Source organism: Castellaniella sp. S9, assembly GCF_027257175.1.
GTDB lineage: Bacteria > Pseudomonadota > Gammaproteobacteria > Burkholderiales > Burkholderiaceae_B > Castellaniella.
Map to the genome: position 1 here is coordinate 60,444 of NZ_JAPFGD010000007.1, position 21,358 is coordinate 81,801.

At 68.0% G+C, this 21,358-nt stretch carries 23 protein-coding genes; 15 read left to right on the top strand and 8 right to left on the bottom strand.

All coding sequences use genetic code 11. From position 1 onward, the window contains the following. The first annotated feature begins 24 nt into the window (after window positions 1–24). From OOZ48_RS12550 to galU, 4 genes are read left to right on the top strand one after another with little or no spacing between them, the layout of a single operon-like run. On the top strand, window positions 25–888 hold the full coding sequence (locus OOZ48_RS12550) for a biotin--[acetyl-CoA-carboxylase] ligase (RefSeq protein ID WP_269498823.1): 864 nt from the start codon (window positions 25–27) through the stop codon (window positions 886–888). Then, window positions 885–1,754, top strand: coding sequence for a type III pantothenate kinase (locus OOZ48_RS12555; protein ID WP_269498825.1), 870 nt, complete (start codon window positions 885–887; stop codon window positions 1,752–1,754). The genes OOZ48_RS12550 and OOZ48_RS12555 overlap by 4 nt, the downstream gene beginning before the upstream one ends. A 35-nt stretch (window positions 1,755–1,789) precedes the next feature. Continuing rightward, window positions 1,790–1,966, top strand: a complete 177-nt coding sequence (locus tag OOZ48_RS12560; protein ID WP_269498827.1) for a hypothetical protein — start codon at window positions 1,790–1,792, stop codon at window positions 1,964–1,966. Then, the gene (galU, locus tag OOZ48_RS12565; protein WP_269498829.1) at window positions 1,963–2,802 is read left to right on the top strand and encodes a UTP--glucose-1-phosphate uridylyltransferase GalU; all 840 of its coding nucleotides are present in this window, start codon (window positions 1,963–1,965) and stop codon (window positions 2,800–2,802) included. The genes OOZ48_RS12560 and galU overlap by 4 nt, the downstream gene beginning before the upstream one ends. Window positions 2,803–2,839: 37 nt before the next feature. Here galU and OOZ48_RS12570 read toward each other — a convergent pair whose 3' ends face one another. Next, window positions 2,840–4,165, bottom strand: coding sequence for a 3-deoxy-D-manno-octulosonic acid transferase (locus OOZ48_RS12570; RefSeq protein WP_269498831.1), 1,326 nt, complete (start codon window positions 4,163–4,165; stop codon window positions 2,840–2,842). Between the two features lie 104 nt (window positions 4,166–4,269). Beyond that, window positions 4,270–5,226, bottom strand: coding sequence for a lipopolysaccharide heptosyltransferase I (waaC, locus tag OOZ48_RS12575; RefSeq protein ID WP_269498833.1), 957 nt, complete (start codon window positions 5,224–5,226; stop codon window positions 4,270–4,272). A gap of 88 nt (window positions 5,227–5,314) precedes the next feature. On the opposite strand from waaC, the gene OOZ48_RS12580 reads away from it, so the two are divergent. Continuing rightward, window positions 5,315–5,836 (top strand): gamma carbonic anhydrase family protein, encoded by a 522-nt coding sequence (locus OOZ48_RS12580; protein ID WP_269498835.1) that lies wholly within the window; start codon window positions 5,315–5,317, stop codon window positions 5,834–5,836. A gap of 18 nt (window positions 5,837–5,854) precedes the next feature. On the opposite strand, the gene OOZ48_RS12585 is transcribed toward OOZ48_RS12580, so the two are convergent. From OOZ48_RS12585 to OOZ48_RS12600, 4 genes are read right to left on the bottom strand one after another with little or no spacing between them, the layout of a single operon-like run. After that, complete coding sequence (locus OOZ48_RS12585; protein ID WP_269498837.1) at window positions 5,855–6,901, bottom strand: glycosyltransferase family 4 protein; 1,047 nt, start codon at window positions 6,899–6,901, stop codon at window positions 5,855–5,857. Between the two features lie 10 nt (window positions 6,902–6,911). Then, window positions 6,912–8,279 carry a bifunctional UDP-N-acetylglucosamine diphosphorylase/glucosamine-1-phosphate N-acetyltransferase GlmU gene (gene glmU / locus OOZ48_RS12590; protein WP_269498839.1) on the bottom strand — a complete coding sequence of 456 codons (1,368 nt, stop codon included), beginning with the start codon at window positions 8,277–8,279 and terminating at the stop codon, window positions 6,912–6,914. A 44-nt stretch (window positions 8,280–8,323) separates the two neighbouring features. Further along, the gene (locus OOZ48_RS12595) at window positions 8,324–9,025 is read right to left on the bottom strand and encodes a PhaM family polyhydroxyalkanoate granule multifunctional regulatory protein (RefSeq protein ID WP_269498841.1); all 702 of its coding nucleotides are present in this window, start codon (window positions 9,023–9,025) and stop codon (window positions 8,324–8,326) included. Between the two features lie 33 nt (window positions 9,026–9,058). Next, entirely contained in the window at window positions 9,059–9,904 is an 846-nt protein-coding gene (locus OOZ48_RS12600) for an NUDIX hydrolase (RefSeq protein WP_269498843.1), read from the bottom strand. 274 nt (window positions 9,905–10,178) lie between these two features. On the opposite strand from OOZ48_RS12600, the gene coxB reads away from it, so the two are divergent. The 5 genes from coxB (at window position 10,179) to OOZ48_RS12625 (ending at window position 14,299) form a co-directional block, all read left to right on the top strand. After that, the gene (gene coxB, locus OOZ48_RS12605) at window positions 10,179–11,339 is read left to right on the top strand and encodes a cytochrome c oxidase subunit II (protein WP_269498845.1); all 1,161 of its coding nucleotides are present in this window, start codon (window positions 10,179–10,181) and stop codon (window positions 11,337–11,339) included. 80 nt (window positions 11,340–11,419) lie between these two features. Next, on the top strand, window positions 11,420–13,030 hold the full coding sequence (gene ctaD, locus OOZ48_RS12610) for a cytochrome c oxidase subunit I (RefSeq protein WP_269498847.1): 1,611 nt from the start codon (window positions 11,420–11,422) through the stop codon (window positions 13,028–13,030). A 21-nt stretch (window positions 13,031–13,051) separates the two neighbouring features. Then, on the top strand, window positions 13,052–13,168 hold the full coding sequence (locus tag OOZ48_RS12615) for a cytochrome oxidase small assembly protein (protein WP_269498849.1): 117 nt from the start codon (window positions 13,052–13,054) through the stop codon (window positions 13,166–13,168). After that, window positions 13,165–13,374, top strand: coding sequence for a DUF2970 domain-containing protein (locus OOZ48_RS12620; RefSeq protein ID WP_269498851.1), 210 nt, complete (start codon window positions 13,165–13,167; stop codon window positions 13,372–13,374). The genes OOZ48_RS12615 and OOZ48_RS12620 overlap by 4 nt, the downstream gene beginning before the upstream one ends. Window positions 13,375–13,423: 49 nt before the next feature. Continuing rightward, window positions 13,424–14,299 (top strand): cytochrome c oxidase subunit 3, encoded by an 876-nt coding sequence (locus tag OOZ48_RS12625; protein ID WP_269498853.1) that lies wholly within the window; start codon window positions 13,424–13,426, stop codon window positions 14,297–14,299. Window positions 14,300–14,384: 85 nt separating this feature from the next. Here OOZ48_RS12625 and OOZ48_RS12630 read toward each other — a convergent pair whose 3' ends face one another. Further along, window positions 14,385–14,600, bottom strand: a complete 216-nt coding sequence (locus OOZ48_RS12630; protein WP_269498854.1) for a twin transmembrane helix small protein — start codon at window positions 14,598–14,600, stop codon at window positions 14,385–14,387. 76 nt (window positions 14,601–14,676) lie between these two features. Here OOZ48_RS12630 and OOZ48_RS12635 point away from each other — a divergent pair, with 76 nt between their 5' ends. The 5 genes from OOZ48_RS12635 to OOZ48_RS12655 all read left to right on the top strand — a co-directional run bounded on the left by OOZ48_RS12635 (window position 14,677) and on the right by OOZ48_RS12655 (window position 18,686). Then, window positions 14,677–15,471, top strand: coding sequence for an SURF1 family protein (locus OOZ48_RS12635; protein WP_269498858.1), 795 nt, complete (start codon window positions 14,677–14,679; stop codon window positions 15,469–15,471). After that, window positions 15,468–16,085 carry an SCO family protein gene (locus OOZ48_RS12640; RefSeq protein ID WP_269498861.1) on the top strand — a complete coding sequence of 206 codons (618 nt, stop codon included), beginning with the start codon at window positions 15,468–15,470 and terminating at the stop codon, window positions 16,083–16,085. The genes OOZ48_RS12635 and OOZ48_RS12640 overlap by 4 nt, the downstream gene beginning before the upstream one ends. A 12-nt stretch (window positions 16,086–16,097) precedes the next feature. After that, on the top strand, window positions 16,098–17,120 hold the full coding sequence (locus tag OOZ48_RS12645; protein ID WP_269499142.1) for a COX15/CtaA family protein: 1,023 nt from the start codon (window positions 16,098–16,100) through the stop codon (window positions 17,118–17,120). Beyond that, a complete protein-coding gene (gene cyoE / locus OOZ48_RS12650; protein ID WP_269498863.1) occupies window positions 17,117–18,010 on the top strand; it encodes a heme o synthase in 894 nt (297 codons plus the stop codon). Before OOZ48_RS12645 ends, cyoE begins: the two co-directional genes overlap by 4 nt. A gap of 64 nt (window positions 18,011–18,074) precedes the next feature. Continuing rightward, window positions 18,075–18,686 (top strand): SCO family protein, encoded by a 612-nt coding sequence (locus tag OOZ48_RS12655; protein WP_269498864.1) that lies wholly within the window; start codon window positions 18,075–18,077, stop codon window positions 18,684–18,686. A gap of 23 nt (window positions 18,687–18,709) precedes the next feature. Here OOZ48_RS12655 and OOZ48_RS12660 read toward each other — a convergent pair whose 3' ends face one another. Beyond that, window positions 18,710–21,265 carry a cation:proton antiporter gene (locus OOZ48_RS12660; RefSeq protein ID WP_269498865.1) on the bottom strand — a complete coding sequence of 852 codons (2,556 nt, stop codon included), beginning with the start codon at window positions 21,263–21,265 and terminating at the stop codon, window positions 18,710–18,712. Window positions 21,266–21,358 lie beyond the last annotated feature (93 nt).

Here is a 21,358-nt window from a genome sequence, read left to right on the forward strand (position 1 = left end):
CATTCTAATATGACAGGCGACCGGATGGACCATGAAGATTCCGAATTCCTGCCCGCGCCCGGCGATCTGGCCGAGGCACTGCGGGCGGCGCTGCCCAGCGCCTGGCGCATCGACTGGGTCGAACGCACCGGGTCCACCAATGCCGACCTGCTGACGCGCGCGCGCGGGGGCAGTGGCGTGCCTGCAAGGCCCTGGCTGCTGGGCAGCCACCTGCAGGAGCAGGGACGCGGCCGGGCCGGGCGCACCTGGCAGAACCGGCGGGGCGCCAACCTGATGTTTTCCTGCGCCTTCGACGTCTTCCTGCAGGCCCGGCAACTACCCACTCTGGCGCCGCTGATCGGCACCGCCTCGTGCGAGACGCTGCGTGGCCTGCTCGGCCCGGACACCCGCAAGCGCCTGCTGATGAAATGGCCCAACGACCTGTTGTGGGAACAGGGAAAACTGGCGGGCGTGCTGATCGAGACCACCCGGGCGGGCACAGCCACCGCGCCCGACCATTTCATCGTCATCATCGGGCTGGGCCTGAACCTGCGCGATGCACGCGCCCTGAGCCGATCGCTGGACCGCCAGGTCTCGGACTGGGCGGGCATCGCCGCGGCCGATGCCCGCGCGGCCGGGATCGATGTGGCGACGCTGGTGGCACGCCTGGCACGCGCGTGGTATGACAGCCTGAACCGCGCGACTGCGCACGGATTCGATGACCTGCCGGCGCGCTATGCCAAGGTCGACGCCCTGGAAGGGCAACACCTGGACGTGCTGGACGACGGACGCCTGCTGCACACCGGCATCGCCTGCGGCATCGACGCGCAGGGACGCCTGCTGCTGCGCAACGCCCATGGCCAGATTGCCGTGTCGGTGGGCGAGATCTCGGTCAGGACCCGCCCATGATCGATCCGTCCTCCACGATCCTGCTGATCGACGCCGGCAATACGCGCGCCAAGTTCGGCTGGGTCGAGCTGGGCGACGGCACGCGCGAGAGCCGGGCCCATGCCCTGGATTACGGCCATATCGACAGCCTGGGGCCACGGCTGGACACCCTGGGCGTGCGGCCGCGGCGCATCCTGGCCACCAATGTGGCGGGGCCCGGCGTCGGCCGGGATCTGGAGGCCGCCTGCCAGCAGCACTTCGGCCTGCCGGTGCAGTGGCTCGACGGCCGCCATGGCCGGGATCTGCTGCACAATCGCTACCGGGATGCCGGCCAACTGGGGGCGGACCGCTGGATCGGCCTGCTCGGCCTGCTGAACCGGGTCCGCAAACGGCCCGATTGGAATCGAGGCGCCCCCATGCTGCTGGCCACGTTCGGCACCGCCACCACGCTGGACACCCTGCTCTTGCGCACCGAGGACGGCATGCAGCGGGCGCACTTCCTGGGCGGGCTGATCCTCCCCGGTCCGGTGCTGATGGCCCGCGCGCTGGCCGACCACACCGCCCATCTGCCCTTTGCGGAAGGCGAGCCCACCGACTATCCCGTCGACACCCACGACGCCATCAGCAGCGGCATCGCCGCCGCACAGGCGGGCGCCCTGCTGCGCCAGTGGCGCAACGGCTTGCAGGCCGCGGCCGGACAGGCGACCCAGGTCTTCGTCAGCGGCGGAGGCTGGCCGCTGGTGCAACCCGAGGTCGAACACGCCCTGGCGCGCGCGCAGGACGACCTGGGCCTGCGGCCTCTGGCGGCCGTGCACCTGGCCAATCCGGTGCTCGACGGCCTGGCGTACCTGGCCCGCCAGCCGGGGGCGGGCGGGCCGGCCGACTGATATACTGGGACGCTTTCCGCAATCATCCCGGATCCATGCACCTGCTCCTGACGCTCGCCATCCTGGTCAATATCGCGCTCTTTGCCTTTGGCCAGGGTTTCTTTGGCACGCCACCGGTCGAGCAGGGCCGCGATCCCCGCCCGCTTTCGCAGCGCAACCAGGCCGCCGTGACCCTAGGCCCTCCCATCGCGGCACAGGCCGCCCAGCCATGAAACCCATCCGCAAAGCCGTATTTCCCGTCGCCGGCCTGGGAACGCGTTTCCTGCCCGCCACCAAGGCGATGCCCAAGGAAATGCTGCCCATCGTCGACAAGCCCCTCATCCAGTATGCCGTCGAGGAAGCCCTGGCCGCCGGCATCACCGAGCTGATCTTCATCACCGGCCGCAACAAGCGCGCCATCGAGGACCACTTCGACCGCGCGCCGGAACTCGAGGCGGAGCTCGAGGCCAAGGGCAAGCAGCCCCTCCTGGACATGGTGCGCAATGTCATCCCGTCGCACGTGAACTGCATCTACACCCGCCAGGCCGCCCCGCTGGGCCTGGGGCATGCCGTATTGTGCGCCGCGCCCATCATCGGCGACGAGCCCTTTGCGGTGCTGCTGGCCGATGACTTGCTGGATGCGCCGACCTCGGTGACGCGTCAACTGGTGGACGCCGCCCATCGCCATGACGGCAGCATCCTCGCGATCCAGACCATCGCGCCCGAGGACAGCCGCAAATACGGGATCATCGCCGGCACGGCCATCGACGAGCGCAACACGCGCGTCACGCGCATCGTGGAAAAGCCCGCCCCCGAAGAGGCCCCGTCCAATCAGGCGGTCGTGGGCCGATACATCTTCGAGCCCGAGATCTTCGATCATCTGCGCCGCACCCGCGCCGGCGTCGGCCGCGAAATCCAGCTCACCGACGCGATCGCCGCCATGCTGGACTCGCGCGCCGTCTATGGCCACGCCTACGTGGGCGAGCGCTACGACTGCGGCAACAAGGAAGGATTCTTCAAGGCGACCACCGCGTTGGGTCGCAAGTACCATGGGCTGATGCCGGACTAGGCCCATCCGGGACGCGCCACGGCCGCGCGCCATGCCCTCAAGGCCCCAGCACGTCCTCCAGGCCGTTGACCACCCGGGCGACCGCGCCCGCATGCTGGCGCACCCAGTGGCTGCCGGCGTCCCCCATGCGGGCCAGGCAGCGGGCATCCTCCAGCCAATGCAGCGCGCGCTGCACCGCCTGGTCCGCACCGTCGACGCGCTCGATCGCGCCCGCCGCCAGCGCATCGGCGACCGCCTGCTCGAAATTGGCCGTATGGGGGCCCACCAGCACGGGCCGCCCGAGCGCGCTGGCTTCGATGAAGTTCTGCCCGCCCAAGGGCGCAAAGCTGCCGCCGACGATCGCCACCTGGCAGGCCGCGTAATACCAGGCCATCTCGCCCAAAGTGTCGCCCAGGATCACCGGGACATCCCGGCAGGCCTGCACGGCGGAGGTGCCGCCGTCGCCCAGTTCGATCAGCTCGGACCGCCGCACGAACGGCAGGCCGGCCTGCCGCAAGCCCTCCGCCGCCTCCTCGAAACGCGCCGGGTGGCGGGGGATCAGATAGAACAGCGCCTGTTCGCCCGGCTCGGCCCCCGATTGGCGCGCGCGTTCGATCTGGTGGCGCACGGCCTGGATGAATAGCGCGTCCTCACCCTCGCGCGTACTGGCGATGGCCACCGCCTTGCGACCCAGGCGCGCGGCGAAGGCGCGGCCGCGGGCGACGCGCTCGCCATCCAGGCGCAGGTCGAACTTGAAGTTGCCCGAGACGCGCACGGCGACCGCGCCGGCGCGCTCCAGGCGCTGGGCATCCGGCAGGGACTGCGCATACACGGCCTGGAACCGGCCGTAGGCCTCGCGCATGATCGGACCCATGCGCAGGCTCTGGCGCAGGGAGGCATCGGACATGCGCGCGCTGGCAAGCATCATCGGCACACCGGCGCGGCCGGCCGCATGGATCAGGTTGGGCCAGACTTCGCGCTCGATCAGCACGCCGACGCGGGGCCGATGGCGCGCCATGAAGCGCCGCGTCGCGCCTGGAAAATCATAGGGCAGCCACGCCTGGGCCAGGCGGCCCTGGGCGATGTCCTCGGCGAAGGCTCGGGCACCCTCGGCTCGTCCCGTGGCCGTCAGATGGGTGAGCAGGACACGATGGCCACGGTCCAGGACGGCGCGCACGAAAGGCTGGGCCGCCCGGGTTTCGCCCAGGCTCACGGCATGGATCCAGATCGCCCCGGGCGCGGGCGCCGGCCCGCCATAGCGGCCGAAGCGCGCCGCGCCGCAGACCTCCCAGATCCCGCCCGCCTTGCGGGCGCGCACGGCCATCCACGCCAGCAAAGCCGGCGACAGGACGCGGATCAGCACGGAATAGAGAAATCGGTTCAAGCGGCCAACCGTCGAAAGGTCGTCCGTTTCATTTTATGGGGTTTTCCCGAATCGCGCGCCCTCAGGCTCCCCACGGACTTTGAACGCATCCGGAGGCCGCCGGCTCAGGATGCCGCCAGGGCGTGTTCCACGGCGTCGAGCACCTGGTCCGCCGTCGGGGCCTGGCCGCGTTCGCCCAGGCTGGCCGTGTACGCCGCCCCCTCGAGCGGCGTGCGCACGGGTGTCGAGGCCTTGTAGATGCCGATGGTCGGCCGGCCCAGGCCCGCGCTCAGGTGCGTCAGCCCGCTGTCCAGCCCCACCATGAGACGGGCGCGGGCGAGCTGGCCGGCCACCTCGCGCAGGGTCATGCGCGGCAGCACGGCGGCGTCCGCGCGCCCCTGGATGAGGGCCGCGGCCCGCGCGCGCTCGTCCTCGTTGCCCGCCAACAGCCGCAACGCCAGGCCGCGCCCTTGCAGGGCATCGAAGACGTGGCGCCAATCGGCCTCGGGCCAGAGCTTGTCGTCCCGGCTGGCCGAAGGCATGATCACGGCGGCCTCCTCGATCGGCACCCCGTCCGTCAGTGCGCCCAGGCCGAAGTCCGGGGGACCCTCGATCGCATATCCCAAAGCCGCCGCGGCCAGGCTGCGCTGCCGCCGGACGGCGGGTTGCCAGAATTCGACCCGATGGCGCACGTCGTAGAACAGCGAGGCCAGCGGCTCGCGCGCGGATTTCCAATCCAGGCCATGGCGCACCCCATGTGTCTGGCGCACCAGCCAGACCGATTTCATCAGCGCCTGCATGTCGAGGATGATGTCGTAGCGGCGCGCACCGAGATTGGCGCGCAGCTCGGCGCGCTCGCGGCGCGTGCGGGCATTCCACCAGTGCTTGCGCCAGCGGCGATGCGCCACGGGGATGACCTCGCGCACCGCGGGATGCCACGATGGGATTTCAGCAAATCCCTCCTCGGCGATCCAGTCGATCTGTGCATCGGGCACGTGCCGGGCGATGTCCGACATGGCGGGCAGCATGTGCACCAGATCCCCCAGCGAGGACGTGCGTACGATGAGGATGCGCGTGGTCATGGCGGGGATTATATGCGGGCGCCCATGCTACGATCGGACGAAAACGGATTGCGGGCCGGTTGTGCGCGGCCCACCAAAAGGAGGCACCATGCCCTGCTACGCCTTGGGAGACCTGATCCCCCAACTCGACCCTTCGGCCTATGCCGCGCCGGGATCCACGCTGATCGGCGCCGTGACGCTGGCTGCCCACAGCAGCATCTGGCCGGGTGCGGTGGTTCGCGCCGACAACGAGCCGATCCAGATCGGCGAGGGTTCCAACATCCAGGAAAACGCCGTGCTGCACGTCGATCCGGGCTGTCCCCTGAACGTCGGACGCCATGTCACCATCGGCCACCAAGCCATGCTGCACGGCTGCACCGTCGAGGACGGGTGCCTCATCGGCATCCAGGCCATCGTCCTGAACCACGCCGTCATCGGCCGCCACAGCCTGGTCGGCGCGGGCGCGCTGGTCACCGAAGGCAAGGTCTTTCCAGAACGGTCGCTGATCATCGGCGCGCCGGCCAAGGCCGTGCGCACGCTCACCGACGAGGAAGTCGCGGGCCTCGCGCGCAGCGCCCAGTCCTACCGCGACCGGGCGATCCTGTTCCGCAAGACGCTGCGCGAGGTCTAGGGCTCGCGCCTGCGGGCCCTACAAGGCACGGTACACGGCCAGGTACGCCGCCACCATTGCGGGGACGGAATACGCGCGCGCGGCATGTTCGCGCGCGCGTTCGGCCATTGCAGCGGCCTGCGCGGGATGATCCAGCACCCGGGCAATCCGTCTGGCCATCGCGTCGGCATCCCCAGGCTCGCACAGCAGGCCGCGGCCTTGAGCCAGGGTCTCGAGGTGACCGCCGACCGCCGTCGCCACCACCGGCACGCCCGCCAGGCAGGCATCCAGCACGCTGGTGCCCAGGGCCTCGGATCGCGAACTGGACACATACACCTGCGCCAACGCCAGGAAGTCCTCGATACGCGGCTGGAACCCGACGAACCGATAGGCGTCCTCCAGGCCCAACGCCTGGACGCGGGCGCGCGCCGCCTCGCCGGCGGCGCCGTCCGCGCCGCAGTGCAGGCAGACCAGGTCGGGCCTGGCCGCCGCCAGGATCGCCACCGCCTCGATCAGGGTGCCGGGGTCTTTTTCGGGGCTGAGCGCCGCCGCCGTCATGAGCACGGTCCGACCCTGGAGCGCGTGGCGTTCGCGCAATGCCTCCACGCCTTGCGGGTCCGCCGGCCGCGCCTCGACGGCGCTGGGAATCACGCGAACGTCCAGCCCCAGGTCCCGCGGCGCCTGGGCGGCCGCCTCGCTGATCGCGATGAAAGCGTCGGCCCGCAACCACTTCCAGCGCGCACGGCCCGGATGGCGCCGCGGGCCAAAGGCGGTGCGCCGGGTGAACACCACGGGACGGCCCAGACAGGGACGCAGCAGCGCGAGCAGGCTCATGGCCTGGGCGGTCTGGGCATGCAACACGTCGCAACGGCGGGCATGGCGCAGCAGCCGCAGCGCCATGCCCGGTACGCCTGCGGCCTCGTGAACGACGAAGCCCTCGGCGCGCGCATGCCGCGCGAGGGGGCCATCGGTGCGCGCCAGGAGCTCGGCCTCATGGCCGGCCGCACGCAGGCCGCGCAGGGTCAGCAAGGTCTGGCGCTCGCCGCCGCGCCAGCCGCGTTCGAGGTTGAGCTGCAGGATGCGCATCAAAGAAACACTAGGACTTGCGCACCGGGCGCTTCCAGCCTTCGACCGTCTTTTGCTGGGGCCTGGACAGCGTCAGCGCCTGCGCGGGCGCATCGCGCGTCAACGTGGTGCCCGCGCCCAAGGTGGCGCCGCGGCCCACGCGCACGGGCGCGACGAGCTGGGTGTCCGAACCGATGAAGGCATCGTCGTCGATCACGGTCTGGAACTTGTTGACGCCATCATAGTTGCAGGTAATGGTCCCGGCCCCGATATTGACCCGCTCGCCAATCGAGGCGTCGCCCAGGTAGGCCAGGTGATTGGCCTTCGAGGCGCGCCCCAGGCGGGTTTTCTTGAGTTCGACGAAGTTGCCGACGTGGGCCTGCGGGCCGATGTCGGCGCCGGGCCGCAGACGCGCATACGGCCCGATGCGGGCGTCCTCGGCGACCTGTGCGCCCTCGACGTGGGTATAGGCCTCGAGCCGCGTGCCCGGGCCGATGCTGGCATCGCGGATCACGCAGTAGGGGCCGATGCTGGCGCCGTCGCCCAGCCGCACCTCGCCTTCGAAGACACAGCCGACGTCGATGAACACATCGCGCCCGCACTGCAGCCGTCCGCGCAGGTCGAAACGCGCCGGATCGGCAAGGGTCACCCCTTGTTCAAGTTGGCGCCGGGCCTGCTCGGCCTGCCAGACGCGCTCGAGCGCCGCCTGCTGCACGCGGCTGTTGACCCCGAGGGTTTCCCAGGGCGCGCCGGGTTGCGCATGGCCGACGGCGACGCCGTCGGCCACCGCCAGCCCGACGATGTCGGTCAGGTAATACTCGCCCTGGGCATTGCGGTTGTCGATGCGCCCCAGCCAGTCGCGCAGCGCCGCGGTGGGCGCGGCCAGGATGCCGGTATTGACCTCGCCGATGGCGCGTTCGGCGTCGGTCGCGTCCTTGTGTTCGACGATGCGCGCGATGCGGCCCTCGGCGTCACGCACGATGCGCCCGTAACCCGTGGGGTCCGCGGGCGTCTCGGTCAGCAGCGCCAGGCCGCTCCCGCGGGCGGCCAGCAGCGCCGCCAGGGTCTGGGGCTGTACCAGGGGCACATCGCCGTACAGCACCAGGCAGGCGTCGTCCGGGTCGCCGTCAAGCAACGACGGCAAGGCCTGCATGACCGCATGGCCGGTGCCCCGCTGGGGTTGCTGCACGGCGAAATGCAGGTCCTCGCCCGCGTATGCCTCGCGCACGCGGTCGGCGCCGTGCCCCACCACCACCACGATTCTGTCGGGGTCGAGGGTGCGCGCCTGCTCGAGCACATGACTGAGCATGGGCCGCCCGGCGATCGGATGCAGCACCTTGGGCAGGTCGGATTGCATGCGCTTGCCCAGACCGGCGGCCAGGATGATGACGTTGAGCATATGGATGCGGGCCTTGATTGACGGATGATGAGTAGGCTGGCGAATCAGGTGCGCGGCTTGCCGCGGCTGGCGCCGGTACGCGTCCCCGATCGGGATCCGGACGTCCGCGCGGCCTTGGATGCGCCGGTCTTGGCGCTTGCCTTGCGGCGTGCGGGCTTGGGGGCGGGCGCCTCGTCCGCGGGTTCCGCCGTCCCTTGGAGCGTGGCCGCCGTGGCGTCGGCCAGTGTCTGGAATTGCTGCTGCAGCAAGTTCCACCACTCGCCTGCCGCCTGGGCGTAGGCCTGGGTGGCGGCGGCCGGATCCGCGCCGGCATCGGACGCGGCCTCGGCGGCGCCAGGTGTCGCGGTACGCGCGAAGCCCGCCTCGCCCGAGGGTGCCTCGGGGGCCGCCGGCGCGGCCTTCCCCGCCTCGTTGGCCGCGGACGCGAAGGCACCCGGCACGCCCTGTTCGGCAAAAGCGCGCAGGGTCGAGAGGGTGGCCCGCTGGATCTCGAGCCCCTGTATGGTATTGCCCAGGATGGAGGCATTCAGCTGCAGCCAATTCTGGACGCTGCGCAACTCGCCGATGCGGCGGTCCAGGTCCTCGATCGACATCGGCGGCATGGCCGGCGACTCGAACCCGCCACCGGCCATGCCCTGCCAGCTCTGGCGCATCATCTCAAGGCCCGCGAACAAGGGATTGCGCGCGGCTTCGCCATCCTGGCCGAAACCGGGCAGCACAAAGGGGTTGCTGGATTCTTTCGCCATGACGTGCCTCCTGCCGGCCCCATGCCGGACGCCTTATTTTAGGTGGGCGGCCGGACCCGCGCCAGCCGCGCGCAGGCGCAGGCTGTCAAGGATGGCGAGCTCGGCCTCGAGGGTGAAGGCGCCATGGCCGAGCATGTCCCAGAGTTCGGCCACCGATACGCAGCGGATCTCGCAGACCTCGCCGTCCATGTTGGCCGGCGCCACGGCGGCATCGAGCACGCAATCGCACAGCAGCAGGTTTTCGACCTGATAGCCCTCGGGCAGGCGGCGATGCATGCGCAGGGCCACGCGTAGCGGCCCGTGCGCAGCGATCTCGACGGCCTGCAGGCCGGCCTCCTCGCGGCTTTCGCGCAGCAGCGCCGTTTCGCAATCCTCGCCGGCCGCCACCAACCCGCCGGCCAGCGTGTCCCACAAGCCGGGGTCGTTGGGCTTGTCCAGGGCCCGGCGCGCAATCCACAAGCGCCCATCCGGCGCCCACGCGTTCAGATGCACGGCTTGCGTCAGCATGCCCAGCGGCCGCATGGCCGCCCGTTCGATGCGGGCGAGCGTGCGGCCCTCGCCGACCACGTCCAGCAGTTCGTCGCGCCAGGCCCGCAGGCACTGCGCCTCGCGCAAAGCCTCGGCGATGCCGCGCAACACGGCATCGAGGTTCAGGCCCCGCGGCGAGGCCGCCGCAATATGCACGGCCTCGTCCTCGACATGCACGCCCGGCAGCCCGCCGATGGCGTCGGTGGCGCGCGGCGTGATCCAGCCGGCCACGCGCGCGGCGACCGTCAAGGGCCGCGAACCGGGTGGGGGCAGTTGCTGTGCGCGGCGCAGCATCCGCGCAAATCGCGCATCGAGGTCGGCCGGCGCAAAGGCCGTGGCAGGGAGGGTCATCGGGCCATTGTAGTAGAAGCCTCGAAGACATTGGTGGAAACCCGAAGCCTAAACTAAAACCCTGCGCACCCGCATGGGCAATCCCACACAAGCGACAGGCCTTCGTTATAATTCCCGCATTCCGTACCAGGGAATTTTCGCAGGCGGCAACCGTCGCGATTCATTTTATCGCCTGCGATCCAATCATTGTGCCCGCGCCCGGTCGACCTGGATCAACTGTTTGATCGAGGTCAATCAACGTGCGGAAACACACGAAAACAACTAGAGGGTCAGCATGAAGAAGGTGAGAGGTTTGCTCGGCATGTCAGCGCTGTTTTGGGCAGCCATGGCCGGTGCTCAAGTCAAGGACATGCCAGGCGGACCGGCGGTCAACCAACTGAACCTGCACACGGGGGTGACGCCGATCGCCAGGGAAATCTATTCCCTGCACTGGATCATCATGATCATCTGTATCGTGATCTTCATCGGCGTGTTCGGCGTGATGCTGTACTCCATCGTCATGCACCGCAAATCGCGCGGCCACGTCGCCTCCAAGTTCGACGAGCACCTCGGCCTCGAGCTCACCTGGACCATCATCCCTTTTCTGATCATCGTCGGCATGGCCATTCCCGCCACGCGCACCGTGGTCGCCATGAAGGACACCAGCAGCGCCGACCTGACGGTCAAGGTCACCGGCTACCAATGGAAATGGGGCTACGAATACGTGGACGGCCCCGCCTCGGGCGTTCACTTCCTGTCGACGCTGGCCACCCCCAGCGAGCAGATCCATGGCGGCGCGCCGCGCAGCGACACCTATCTGATGGAGGTCGACCAGCCCCTGGTCGTACCGGTCGACAAGAAAGTCCGCATCGTGCTGACGGCCGCCGATGTGATCCACTCGTGGATGGTGCCCGACTTCGGCGTCAAGCAAGACGCCGTGCCCGGCTTCCTGCGCGACACCTGGTTCCGCGCTGAAAAGATCGGCACGTATCGCGGCCAGTGCGCCGAACTCTGTGGCAAGGACCACGCCTTCATGCCCATCGTGGTGCAGGTCGTGTCCGCCGAGGATTACGCCAAGTGGTCCGAGGAACAAAAATCCAAGATGGCGGCCGCCGCCGAGGATCCGAACAAGGTCTGGACCAAGGAAGACCTGGTTGCGCAGGGCAAGGACGTCTTCTCGTCGACCTGTGTGGCCTGCCACCAGGCCAATGGCGAAGGCATCCCGGGCACTTTCCCTGCTCTGAACGGCGACACCAAGTTCGTCCTGGCACCGATGAAGGACCAGATTCTGACCGTGCTCAACGGCCACCCGGGCACCGCGATGGCCGCCTTCCGCGACCAGCTCAGCGACACCCAGATCGCCGCGGTCATCACCTATACGCGTAACGCGTGGGACAATGCCGGAAAGGGACCTGACCCGGTCGTGCAACCTTCTGACGTCAAGGCGCTGCGCTAAAGGCGCGCCCGTTCAACCATAGACAACCGTATCCTCGCGGCGCCCATGGCGCGCCGCGCACCAGCAGGAAGGAGTTCACCATGAGCAGCGTCACTGCCGATCACATTCCGCCCCACACCGGTCACGACGACCACGGGCATGCCGTGCCGCGAGGCTGGCGCCGCTGGGTCTTTGCGACCAACCACAAAGACATCGGCACGATGTACCTCATCTTTTCGTTCGCGATGCTGCTCGAGGGCGGTACGCTCGCCCTGTTGCTGCGCACCGAACTGTTCGAGCCGGGCATCCAGTTCTTCCAGCCCGAACTGTTCAACCAGTTCACCACCATGCACGGCCTGATCATGATTTTCGGTGCCATCATGCCGGCGTTCGTGGGCTTCGCCAACTGGATGATCCCGTTGCAGATCGGCGCCTCGGACATGGCCTTTGCGCGCATGAACAACTTCAGCTTCTGGCTGCTGCCGGTGGGCGGCATCCTGCTGACGGCCTCGTTCTTCGTGCCCGGCGGCGCAAATGCCTCGGGCTGGACCATGTACGCGCCGCTGTCGCTGCAAATGGGCCCGGGCATGGACTTCGCGATCTTTGCGGTGCACATCCTGGGCGCTTCCTCGATCATGGGCGCCATCAACATCATCGTGACCATCCTGAACATGCGCGCCCCGGGTATGACCCTCATGAAGATGCCGCTGTTCTGCTGGTCCTGGCTGGTCACCGCCTACCTGCTGCTGGCCGTGATGCCGGTGCTGGCCGCGGCGGTCACCATGCTGCTGACCGACCGCCACTTCGGCACGCATTTCTTCAATGCCGCCGGCGGCGGCGACCCGGTGCTGTACCAGCACGTGTTCTGGTTCTTCGGCCACCCCGAGGTCTACATCATGATCCTGCCGGCCTTCGGGATGGTGTCGCAGATCGTGCCGGCCTTTGCCCGCAAGCGCCTGTTCGGCTATGCCTCCATGGTCTACGCCATCTGCGCCATCGCCATCCTGTCGTTCCTGGTCTGGGCGCACCACATGTTCACCACCGGCATGCCCGTGACCGCACAGCTGTTCTTCATGTACGGCACGATGCTGATCTCGATCCCCACAGGGGTCAAGGTGTTCAACTGGACGGCCACCATGTGGCGCGGCTCGCTGACCTTCGAGACCCCGATGCTGTTCGCCATCGGCTTCATCTTCGTGTTCACCATCGGCGGCTTCACCGGCCTGGTGGTGGCCATCGCCCCCATCGACATCCAGGTGCAGGATACTTACTACGTGGTGGCGCACTTCCACTACGTGCTGGTCGCGGGCTCGCTGTTCGCCCTGTTCGGCGCCACCTATTACTGGCTGCCGAAATGGTGCGGCACCATGTACGACGAGCGCCTGGGCAAGTGGCACTTCTGGATGACGATGATCTCGTTCAACGTCACGTTCTTCCCGATGCACTTCCTGGGTCTGGCAGGCATGCCGCGCCGGTATGCCGACTATGCGGCGCAGTTCACCGACTTCCATCAGGTGGCCACCATCGGCGCCTTCTGGTTCGGCCTGTCGCAGCTGCTGTTCCTGTACGTGATCCTCAAGGCCTACGCCGGCCGGGGCGAGCGTGCGGCGGCCAACGCCTGGGAAGGCGCCGAAGGCCTGGAATGGAGCGTGCCCTCGCCCGCCCCGTACCACACCTTCGAGACGCCGCCGGTCCTGGACGGCAAGGCTTGATCCCGGCACGGCATGCAGACCATGACGCCTGAGCAACGCCGCCGCAACCGCCGCACCGGGCTGATCCTCGGCATATGCGCCGTGGCGATCCTAGTCTGGACCTTCGTGCGCGGCAATGTCTTTGGTGGCGCCCCGTGAACGCGCCCAGGGACTCCGATGGTCGTTCGACCTTCCTGAGCACCGTGCGCACCGTGGCCTGGGGGTTCCTGGGCCTGCGCAAGCGCTCGGGACACGACAACGACATGTCGCGTGTGCGGCCCGCGCACGTGATCGTCGCAGGCCTGCTGGGCGGATTGATATTCGTGCTGCTGCTGGTGCTGGCCGTCAGTCTGGTGACGTCCTAAGCCGCAACCCTACAAAAGCAAACCATACTGGAATTCTCAGGAGAACAAGATGAGTGCAGGTCAAGTGGCCCATGGTGGCAAGGTGCCCTACTACTACGTGCCCCATGACTCGGTCCATCCCATCCGCGCCAGCCTCAGCATGCTGGCCACCCTGGTGGGGGCGGCCCTTTGGGTCAACAGCTATGCCGTCGGCCCGTGGCTGTGCTTCGCCGGCATCCTGTGCATGTTCATCGTGCTGTACGGCTGGTTCGGCGACGCCATCCGCGAATCCGAGAACGGCATCAACAGCCAGCGCGTCGACGTCTCGTACCGCTGGAGCATGACCTGGTTCATTTTCTCCGAGGTCATGTTCTTTTCGGCGTTCTTCGGCGCACTGTGGTACACCCGCGAGGTCACCACGCCGTGGCTCAGCAACCTCGACCACCAGACCCTGCTGTGGCCGAGCTTCGCAGGCACCTGGCCCAACCTCGGGCCGGCCGGCACGATCGCCCCCTTCGAGACCGTCGGCCCGTTCTGGCTGCCGACCATCAACACCGCCCTGCTGCTCAGTTCCGGCGTGACCCTGACCATCGCCCACCACGCCCTGCGCGCCGCGCAGCGCAACAAGGCGATCCTCTGGCTGGCCCTGACCGTCATCCTGGGTTTTACCTTCGTGGCTTGCCAGGCCTATGAATACCATCATGCCTACACCGAGCTGAACCTGCGCTTCACGTCCGGTGCCTACGGCGCGCTGTTCTACATGCTGACGGGCTTCCACGGTTTCCACGTGATCCTGGGCGCCACCATGCTGACCGTCATCCTGCTGCGCCTGGTGCGGGGGCATTTCACCGCCGACCACCATTTCGGCTTCGAGGGCGCCGCCTGGTACTGGCACTTCGTCGACGTGGTGTGGCTGGGTCTGTACCTGTTCGTCTACTGGTTCTGAGGCGGCACACGCCCCGTCGACAAAAAGGCCGGCTTGCCGGCCTTTTTGCCTTGAGCGGACCCAGCCCCAGCGGTCGGGAACCGGCTCAGGATCCGGACACGGCCCGCAGGCCCGTGCTGTCGATCCAGCCCAGGCCGTGGCCCACCAGCACGAACAGGAACAGCAGGACCGACAGGCCGATGCGCCAGGTCAGCGCCCAGGCCATGCGATCGCTGCGGCTATGATCCTGCATCAGATACACCAGGGCGGAGGCAAGGCTGCCCACCACCCCCAGGAACAACAAGACGATCACGATCTTCATGGACCCTCCAGGGCCGGACTTGCCGACAAGGCGCGGATCGGCGGGGCGCCGACGCCTCCAACCGGAATTATCGCAAATGAATGCACCACAGTTTCCCTACCGCCAGGCCATCGCCCTGGCGCTGCTGGCTGCACTGACCATCGCCTGCACGATGGCCGGCCAGTGGCAGCTGCGCCGCGGCGCCGAGCGCGAAGCCCTGGAGGCCGCGATGCAGGCGGGCCGGGCGGCGGCGCCCATCACCCTCGACGCCTCGACGCAGGACGGCCCGGACTGGCATCCCGCGCGCGTCCATGGCACATGGCTGCAAAACTTCACTGTACTCCTTGACAATCGCAACCTCAAAGGCCAGCCCGGCCTATGGGTGGCCACACCCTTGCGCCTGCGGGACGATCCAGACCGGGCGGTGCTGGTGCTGCGCGGCTGGACGCCCCGTCCGCTGCCGTCCGAGCCGCTGCCCGACCTCGCACCGCCGCGGGGCACGGTCGAGGTCAGCGGTACACTGCTGCACCGGGTGCCGCGGCTCTTCGATCTGGGCTCGCTCACGGGGCGCGAGGAACCCCCGCCAAGCTTCCCGGCAGCGGGTGGGGAACCCCCGCGGGTGCAAAATCTGGCATTATCCGATCTGGCCCGCGCCAGCGGCCTGACACTGCTGCCGGTCATCCTCGAACAGGCTCCCGTGAAAGACTCGGCCCTGGTTCAGGAATGGCCGGGCCCGTCCCTGGACGCCGGACAGAACTACGGCTACGCCCTGCAATGGTTCAGCTTTGCCGCCATTGCCCTGATCGCCGCCCTGGTCCTGGTCTGGCGCACCTGGATCCGCCCTCGCCCGCCCAGGCCTCATCCCGCCCACGAAGACCACACCGCACCATGACGACTCCAGCCCCCCAATCACGCTCCAAGCTGCCGCTGCTGGCCATCGTGGCCGTCTGCCTCGCGCCGGTCGTATTCGCCGTGCTGGCCTATTATGTGCCCGCCCTCGGGCTGCGGCCGGAAGGCACCTCGAACTACGGGCGCCTGATCGAGCCGCAGCGGCCCATGCCGGCCGCCGCCGACCTCGTCCTCACCGACGCCGACGGACAGCCCTACGACCTGAACGCCCTCAAGGGCCAATGGCTGCTGATCAGCGCCGGCCCCGGCGCCTGCCCCGAGAGCTGTATCCGCAAGCTCTTCGTCCTGCGCAATTCGCACGCCAGCCAAGGCAAGGCGGTCGAGCGCCTGAACCGCATCTGGTTCGTCACCGACGCCGCGCCGCTGAATCCCGTCGTCGACTCCGCCTATCAGGGCACGATCGCCCTGCGGGCGGATCCGGCGCAGCTCGCCGCCTGGCTGACCCAGGACGAGGCCGATCCGCAGGCCAGCCTGCTCGAGCGCATGTGGGTGGTCGATCCGCTGGGCAACCTCATGATGGCCTTTCCGGACGCCAACGAGCCCGAGCACGTGCGCGACGACATCCGGACGCTGCTGAAATACTCCCGTATCGGCTAGCCCATGACCGCCATGACCTCGCCCTCCCGCTCCCATGCCCGCTACCGGAAACTGGTCTTCCTCACCTGGTTCCTGACGCTGGACCTGATCATGTTCGGCGCCTTCGTGCGCCTGACCGACTCCGGACTGGGCTGTCCGGACTGGCCGGGCTGCTACGGGCACCTCAGCCCGCTGGGCGCCAGCGCGCACATCGAACGCGCCCTGGAGGCCATGCCCTACGGCCCGGTCAGCGTGGGCAAGGCCTGGATCGAGATGGTCCACCGCTATATCGGCATGATCCTCGGCATGCTCATCATCGGCATCACCGTCATGGCCTGGCGGCATCGCCGCATCCTGGGACAAACACCCCGGCTGGCCACGGTGATCCTGGTCGCGGTGTGCGTGCAGGGCGCGTTCGGCGCCTGGACGGTGACCCATCGCCTCATGCCGCTGGTAGTCACCACCCACCTGGTCCTGGGCATGGGCCTGCTGGCGCTGATGACCTGGCTGGCCGCACGCGAAAAGGCCCACGCGCCGGTCCCCGCCGACGCGGCCCGATGGCGGCCCTGGATGATCCTGGGCCTGGGCATCCTGTTCGTGCAGCTCGCGCTGGGCGGTTGGGTCAGCACGAACTACGCGGCCCTGGCCTGCATGGATTTTCCGACCTGCCACGGCCAATGGCTGCCCCCTATGGATTTCCACGGCGGCTATTCGCTGGTGCGCGGACTCGGCCACTTGCCCTCGGGGGAAATGATCTCCCAGGAGGCCCTGACGGCCATCCACTGGACGCACCGCAACTTCGCGATCGCGGTCTTCGCCCTGTTGGGCGTGCTGGGATGGCGCCTGCGCGCCGTGCCCGGGCTGGCCGGGCCCGCCCGCCTGCTGCTGGCCCTGCTGGCCCTGCAGTTGCTGACGGGCCTGACGACGATCTTCTTCCAGTGGCCGCTGCTGATCGCCGTCCTGCACAACGGCGGCGCAGCCGGCCTGGTGCTGGTCGGCGTCACCATGTTGCTGCGCTTATCGCAGGCCGGCAAACCGTCTAGAATAGCCCCATGAGTTCCACCACCGCCTCGCCCCATTCGCTGTTGCGCCAGTACCTGACGCTGACCAAGCCCCGCGTCACGCAGCTCGCCGTCTTCTGTGCCGTCATCGGCATGTTCCTGGCAACGCCCGGCATGCCCGACCCCTTGCGCCTGGCGGCGGCCACGGCGGGGATCTGGCTGCTCGCCGCGGCGGCCTTCTCGATCAACTGCCTGATCGAGCGCGAGACCGACGCCCTCATGCTGCGCACCGCCCGCCGGGGCACGGCCAGCGGCGTGATCTCCAGCCAGCAGGTGCTGCTGATGGCGGGCATCCTGGGCGGCATGGGCATGCTGGTGCTGTACTGGTGGGTCAATGCCCTGACGATGTGGCTGACCTTCGCCACCTTCGTCGGCTATGCGCTGATCTACACCGCCCTGCTCAAGCCCCTCACTCCGCAGAACATCGTCATCGGCGGGTTTTCCGGCGCCATGCCGCCGGCGCTGGGCTGGGCCGCCATGGCCGACGCGGTGCCCGCCGAGGCATGGATCCTGGTGCTGATCATCTTCATCTGGACGCCGCCCCATTTCTGGGCGCTGGCCTTGTACCGCAGCAAGGACTACGTCGAATCCGGGTTGCCCATGCTGCCCGTGACCCACGGCAAGCATTTCACCCGGCTGCACATCCTGCTCTACAGCATCGCGCTGTTCGCGGCCACGATGCTGCCGTTCGTCATCCGCATGAGCGGCCCCGCGTACCTGGTGGCCGCCTGCGCGCTCAGCGGCCGCTTCGTGTGGCAATCCCTTGCGCTCTATCGAAACTACAGCGACGCCCGAGCGCGTAAACTGTTCCATTACTCGATCATATATCTGGCCCTGCTGTTCGCCGCCCTGCTCGTGGATCACTGGATCGGACTGCTCGTCTGAGCCCCGTCCGATCAATCGGGACCCCACTGAACAGGGCGCCCGCCCGCGGCGCCCATAGGATGTCATGAAGCCTTCGTTTTCCCCCGTACGCCGCCTCCTGGTGGCCGGTGCCGCCTGCGCACTGCCCGCCGTCCTGATGGGGTGCTCCCCCAGCACGGCCGAACCTCTCGATTTCCACGGCAGCGACATCACAGGATCCCACCTCGGTCGCGATCTCGACATGATCGATACCGAGGGCCGGCAACGCACGCTGGCCGATTACCAGGGCAAGGTCCTGATGGTGTTCTTCGGCTACACGCAGTGCCCGGACGTGTGCCCCACCGCCCTGGCGCAGGTGTCGCAAGCCATGGAACTGCTGGGCGACGAGGCCGCCGATGTCCGCGTGATCATGGTGTCGGTGGACCCCGCGCGCGACACGCCGACGGTGCTGCGCGCCTACGTCCACGCCTTCGATCCTGCGTTCATCGGCCTGACCGGCACCCCCGAGCAGCTCGACAAGACCGCGAAATCCTTCAAGGCCTTCTATGCCAAGGAACCCGGCCCCACGCCGGAACACTATGCGATGAATCATTCCTCGTCGTTCTACCTGATGGACCGCGACGGCGAGGCGCGTGCCCTGGTCCGCGCGGACAGCACGCCCGAGGACATGGCGCACGACATCCGCCTGCTGCTTTAGGCCCCCCGAACAGGGCGCCGAGGCTAAGCGTCGGGCGATGCCGGCACGGGCGGCCCGAGGTCGGGCAAAGGCTCGTGCTGGCGCTCGCCCGACTGGAACTGCTGCCAGACCTCGACCGCCCGCATGCGCTGACGCACCACGTCCTCGATTTTTTCGCGCAAAGTCTGGTTGCCCTCCAGCAGCGTCTTGAAGTCCTTTTCCTGCAGCAACAGCAGGCGGCTATAGCCCAGCGAGTGCGCCCGCGCCTCGAAATCCACGCCTTCGGCCAAGGCCATTTCGCCAAAAATCTGGCCGCTGCCCAATTCCGCGGTGGTGCCATCGGGCAGGTCCAGGACGACGGCGCCGGAGGCGACGAAATACATGGCCCGCATGCGGCCGACCTTCATCGGGATTTCTTGATCCGGCAGCGCCAGGCGGGGCTTGAGCAGGCGCCCGATGGCGGCCAGCGTGGACTCGTCCAGGCCCTCGAACAGCGGCACTCGCTGGATCAGCACCTCGGCGGTCAGGGCGATGTCCAGCACGCCGCGATCGTCCAGATAGTCCCAGCGCTGCTCGGCCTGGTCGATCAGGTCGGAATAGGTCTCGCCGCTGATGAGGTTCTCGGCCAGCATCTCGCGATAGCGCAGGCGCTCCATCGAGCGCGCCATCCGCGTCAGGTAGACCTCCTGCAGCCACTGCGCATAGACAGGATATTGCAGGCCCAGCGCCTGCAAGGCGGTATCGAGGCGATCGAGGCGCTGGCGATGCGCGGCGATGATGGCCTGCGTGACGTCGGCGCCCAGCAGGGGCTGCACGTCGGTTTCGGCGAAATGGATCAGGCGACGCGCCACCGACCACTTGCACATGAGGTTGTTGAAACGGCGGGCGAGCTCGCGCTCGAGCCAGCGCTGAAAGCCGGGCAAGTGGTGCAGGCGCAAGGCGATGCGCAGGCCCAGCGAATAATGCAGATCGCGATCGATCGCATCCTGGAATCCGCGCAGGCCGCCGGCACGCACGGCATCGCCCAGACGTTCGGCACGTGCCAGCAATGATTCGGCGGTCCGCCAGTCGACCACCCGCGCCTTGAGGGTCTCGAAGAACATCTCCTCCTCGCGCCCCGCCAGGATCCCCATCCCGACGGCGATCTTCTGCTCGCGGGTCAATTGCTGCACCTGGGCCGCGCCGACGCCCGCCTGGCCGGCGTCGAACACATTGTGGATGCGTTCCATCACCTCGTGGGCGATGTGCTCGTTGCGCGCGATCTCGTCGGTCTTGGCGCGCAGCGCCTCGAGTTCGACGGCCTGCGCCTGATCGCGCAAGGCGCGGTCCACGGGCGACAACTGGTTCAGGCCGAGGCGAAAGATCAAGGGCCGCAGGGTCAGGCCATTGATGAACAGGGTCATCAGCACGAAGCCCGTGGTCGCCACCGCGATGAACTGACGTGCATCGTGCGGCACGGCGGGCTGTTCGGTCACGGCCAGCGCCAGCGCCAGCGACACCGCGCCGCGCAGCCCCCCGACCAGCATCACGTCCCGATAGGGGCGGCTGACGCGCGTGCTCAGGCGCATCCATCCCAGCAAGGGCAGCAGGCCATGGACAATCACCGCACGCGCCAGGAAGGTCACGATGAAAAGGACCAGGATCAGCAGAACCTCGATCCAGGTGATCTCCGCCATCATGCGCGGGATCAGCATGGCGGCAAACACGAAAATCAGCGAATTCGCCCAGAAACCGAACTGCGCCCAGGCGCTGGACAGTTGCTCGAAGGTGGTGGGCGACAGGCGGGTGCGGCCGGTCGAATTCACGACCAGGCCGGCGATCACCGTGGCCACCACCCCGGAGACCCCCAGGTAATGCTCGGAGACGAAGAAGGTCAGGTAGGCCAGGGCCACGGTCAGGGTCACCTCGGCGGTGGGCCAGCCCCGCAGCCAGATGAACAGGCTGGTCGTCACCTTGCCGATGACGAATCCTGCCAGGCCGCCGCCCAGGAAACTGATCAGAAAACCCTGCAGGACCGCCGCCGCCGACGGTGTGCCGCCCTGGAACATGACCGTCAGCAGCACGGAATACAGGGCGATCGAGGCCGCGTCGTTGAACAGCGCCTCGCCCTCGACCAGATTCATGAGGCGGCGCGGCGCGCCGACCTCGCGGAAAATGCCGACCACGGCAACCGGGTCCGTGGTCGCCACGATGGCGCCCAGCATCAGGCACACCACCAGGCTGTACGGCGAAACCGCCGCCAGCGAAAATCCCACCGCCAGCGTGCACACGACCACCGCGACGATCGCCATCACCAGGATGGGGCTGATGTCGTCCATCAGACGGCGCACGTTCATGGACAGCGCGGTCTCGAACAGCAGCACCGGCAGGAACACGTACAGGAAGGTCTCGGACGAGATCTCGAAGTGCTCGAGCGTGTCGAGGAAATCCACCATCACGGCCGGCGCCCAATCGTGCACGTGGATGATGACCCCGAGGATGAAACCCACGATGGCCAGCAGCACCGAATACGGCAGGCGCAGGCGGCCCGCCAGCGGCGGCATGAAGGACACCAGGGCCAAGAGGCCCGCGAGGCCGAATACCAGGAGGCCTACTTTCATGAGCGGTGGTCGATGAGAAGGGATGCCCTAAAAGGATAGCGGTTTTGCGGTCGGTCCGGCGGAGAGGATGTAAAAAAACCGGCGCGATGCGTT